The sequence below is a fragment of the [Clostridium] ammoniilyticum genome, from assembly GCF_025566905.1.
Classification (GTDB): Bacteria; Bacillota_I; Bacilli_A; order Erysipelotrichales; family Coprobacillaceae; genus Faecalibacillus; species Faecalibacillus intestinalis.
Genome location: NZ_JAOQJR010000022.1, coordinates 19,390 through 23,085, shown reverse-complemented (window position 1 = coordinate 23,085; position 3,696 = coordinate 19,390). Strand labels below are relative to the sequence as shown.

Here is a 3,696-nt window from a genome sequence, read left to right as displayed (position 1 = left end):
TGATATTTCCAAAAAGTTCACGATGTTCATCAAAGACTTTTGAAAGTGTTTGACCTTTAAATTCTCCTTCTTTGATTTTATTATCACCATTAGGATGAGCTGAAGGTGCCCAACATTCTCCAGTTTGATCACTTGGTATAGCATAGCCATACTTTTCTTTAAGTTGGTTTCCTCCCCAAATCATTTCTTTAAATACAGGTTCTACCCATAAAATATGTCCCATCACTATTCTCCTTTTCCTTTTTCATGTGTTGATTCATTTCTTCTTTCATCCCAATCTAAATTCATAGATACTTTTTTAATAAGTAATTCTTGATAATTCTTTTTAAAGAGTAAGGAATAGATTAAATCTATAATATAATCACTACTTATTTTAGAAGAAAATGTTCCAATTTTATTAATAATATTTTCTTTTGAACACATTGTTAAACAAATATCTGCTTTTATTCTCAAATAACTATCATTTAAAGAAGTGATTGCAATAATGGTTCCCCCATTTATTTTAATACGTTCAACAATAGGTTTAATTTCATTTGTTTGTCCTGAATAGGAAATAATTAACGCTACTGAATTTTTAGTCGTATACAAAGCCTGTTGAGTTTGCTCTGTAGGAATAATTTTCAAGTTAACAAGCTTATTGACATAAGTCATTTTATGTTCAAACATTAATGCTGATAAAAAAGAATCTCCTACCGCGAACAAATCAATGATGTTTGCTTTATCAATATAATCCACTGCTTTTTCTAATTCATTCATATCAAGAACTTGATTAGTTCCTTCAATGGTTTGTTTATAGATTTCTCCAACATTATGACAAATTTCATTTTTCGAACTATCTTGAAGAAATGGCTTATTAAAATTTATTGTAGAGAATGTTTGAGATTGAGTTATTTCGGCAAAATGAACACGAAAGTCATTAAAATTTTTTTCTCCCAATTTCTTACAAAAACGACTAATTGTTGCTGTTGAAGTATAAGTTGCTTCTGCTAACTCTTTAAGATTCATATGAATCACATCTTCTTTATGTTCAATTAAATAATCTGCTATTTTCTTTTCTAAATCACTAAAACCATTTTGGTATTCAATTGTTGATAATAGACTCATATTCTCACCTCTAAATCCATTGTACCTTTATATACAATGAAAGACAAGAATACAACGTATCCTTGTCAATTTCATTATTAAGCTTCTGCAGCTTGTTTGTTTTGGTATTTTTCGTATGCAATTAAGAATGGTACATAGATAACTGTTGAAACAACAATTAAGATTGCTTGAGTTACTGCACCCATAACGTTTGCACCTGTAGCTAAGAAACCAAATACGATTGGTGGAGTTGTCCAAGGTACTGTTAAACATGCAACTGGACAGAATCCGATAACTGTTAATACATAACCAACTAAGATAGTTACTAAACATGCAAATACAAATGGAATACCTAAGATTGGGTTTAATACCATTGGAATACCGAATGTAACTGTTTCATTGATGTTGAATAAACCTGGAACTAATGATAATGAAGCGATTGCTTTGTTATCTTCACGTTTACCAAAGATCATGATTGCGATTACTAAACCGATAGTAACACCTGAACCACCGAATTCACCACACATTTGTAAGAAATACATGTTGATGATGTTTGTTGGTTTTTCACCTTTGTTGAATTTTTCAACGTTTTCAAGTGCTAATGGTGTAAATAATGCTTCTTTTACTGCAGATAACATGTTGTTACCATGGATACCTACTAACCAGAATAACATGATTACTAAATAGATAATCATAACACCTGGAATTGTAGCACCTACAGCTCCTAAAGGACCTTGGATACCATTTTTGATAACATCATTTAAGTATAAACCAGTTAAGTTATAACATGCTGATCCAATACAAGCAGTGATAATTAAAGTAATAGTAGCTGGTACTAAAACTTCGAATGCACGAGCAACTCCTGGTGGAACTTGTTCTGGCATTTTAATTTTTAATGCATCTTGTTTTTCGAAGAAGCAGAATAATTCAACAGATAATACACCAATAATCATACCAGTGAATAAACCAGTAGCTCCTAATTCATTACCAGCGATACCAGTGAAAGCTTCTTTAGCTCCTTCTACCATGTGTGAAGTGTTTGTAACTGATAACCATGCAGCTAAACCTACTAAACCTGGAATGTAACCAGCTTTTTCAGCTCCCATGTTCCAAACACCGATTTCTTGGGCGATACCAAGAGTGATACCAACTGTGATACAGCTGATTGTACAGAAGTTAACGGCTTGGAATGCAGGATTTAAGAAATCTAAAGCCATGATTGGTTTGAAGAATAATCCTAAACCTGTTTGGTCGTTAACTAATACGTTACACCATAAAACCCCGATTGCCCCAGCGATTGTTAAAGGCATGAAGTTTTGGAACGCATTTTTAATTGCAGATAAATATTTGTTTTGACCGCACCATGCACCAGCGCGACCTAAGACATCCGCCATTTTGTCCATAAATTTTTCCTCCCTTAAATATTTTTTTGACACTAATAGTATAATCTATTATGCAAATAAAAGTCAATGTTTTTTTAAATTAAAAGTACCATACTTTTAATTTAAAAAAACATAATCTTTAAAAAAGCCGCATAAAATAAGGGTTTTTCAACGTTTTTGAAAACGGTTATTTTTTTGATTTTTTTGTAAAAAAAAGAAAACGCTATCATTTAGACAGCGTTTTTTTATGTTTTTTGGCTATTGAACCGTTACTGTTTGAAGTTCAAAATTGTTGTAATGATATCTCGTAAATGAATATTCAAAGATAATCCCACTACTTAAATATGCCGTTTGTTCAACTTCAATATATGGTTCATATTCCTTCAATCCCAAATTTTCTTGTTCTAACGGACTCGATAGATGAGCACGTATAGTTTTATGCGTACTTTGTATCTTTAATTTTAATTCTTTTTCAATATACTGGTATATCGAGCCTTTCAAATGCTCTAATTTTAAATTTGGAATAATAGAAATAGGCATGTATGTGATTTCTAAACAATACGGTTTATCATCAAATACTCTTTTTCTAATAATATGATAGACAAAGGATCCCTCTTCTATTTGTAATTTTTTAGATATATGCTCATCACTCGGTATAACCGAAAATTCAATAATTTCACTTTTTAATTCACCTTTGCCTTTTAATTTTCGTGTTAAACCCAATCCTGATTGTTTAAGTTGAGTTGCATCTTCTGAAGAAGCATCATAATCCTTTACAAAAGTTCCTGCCCCTCTTCTTCTTACAATCAATCCTTCTTTCACTAATATATCCAAGGCTTTTTTCATTGTTTCTTTATTACAATGATAAGCAACACATAATACATATTCATAAGGGAGTTTTTGTCCATATGTATATTTTTTATCAAAAATCTTACTTCTAATATCATCTGCGATATCAATATATTTAACCATAGACTATCCCTCCTGCCATAACTAAAAATACCATACTTTTCATAAATTTGCACGGACTTTTTAACAAGAAGGTTATTTTTATGTAATTCACTAATCCTCTAACTTTTACAACGTCTTGGTTTTACGTTTACCTTTTGGACTTCGATTTGTAATGCAATCTCATCCACCATTTAGCCTTATATCAAGTTTCTGTTCGTACGCTCAAAAGAATCACTACACCACTTCCTCCATCCTTGCCATCACTGACGACGACTTGTAG

General features: G+C 31.4%; 4 protein-coding genes. All 4 read right to left on the bottom strand.

Annotated elements, in window-relative coordinates:
* A partial coding sequence (locus tag OCV55_RS13470; RefSeq protein WP_317233036.1) for a type I phosphomannose isomerase catalytic subunit occupies positions 1 to 223 on the bottom strand: 223 nt, incomplete at its 3' end.
* A 2-nt stretch (positions 224 to 225) separates the two neighbouring features.
* A complete protein-coding gene (locus tag OCV55_RS13465) occupies positions 226 to 1,104 on the bottom strand; it encodes a MurR/RpiR family transcriptional regulator (protein WP_032090165.1) in 879 nt (292 codons plus the stop codon).
* Positions 1,105 to 1,181: 77 nt separating this feature from the next.
* Positions 1,182 to 2,486, bottom strand: coding sequence for a PTS sugar transporter subunit IIC (locus OCV55_RS13460; RefSeq protein WP_147580878.1), 1,305 nt, complete (start codon positions 2,484 to 2,486; stop codon positions 1,182 to 1,184).
* Positions 2,487 to 2,723: 237 nt separating this feature from the next.
* On the bottom strand, positions 2,724 to 3,437 hold the full coding sequence (locus OCV55_RS13455; protein ID WP_032089599.1) for a GntR family transcriptional regulator: 714 nt from the start codon (positions 3,435 to 3,437) through the stop codon (positions 2,724 to 2,726).
* Positions 3,438 to 3,696 lie beyond the last annotated feature (259 nt).

What these genes read in the sequence shown, in the direction of transcription:
- OCV55_RS13465 (WP_032090165.1), bottom strand. Translation starts at nt 1,104, where the DNA reads ATGAGTCTATTATCAACAATTGAATACCAAAATGGTTTTAGTGATTTA.
- OCV55_RS13460 (WP_147580878.1), bottom strand. Translation starts at nt 2,486, where the DNA reads ATGGACAAAATGGCGGATGTCTTAGGTCGCGCTGGTGCATGGTGCGGT.
- OCV55_RS13455 (WP_032089599.1), bottom strand. Translation starts at nt 3,437, where the DNA reads ATGGTTAAATATATTGATATCGCAGATGATATTAGAAGTAAGATTTTT.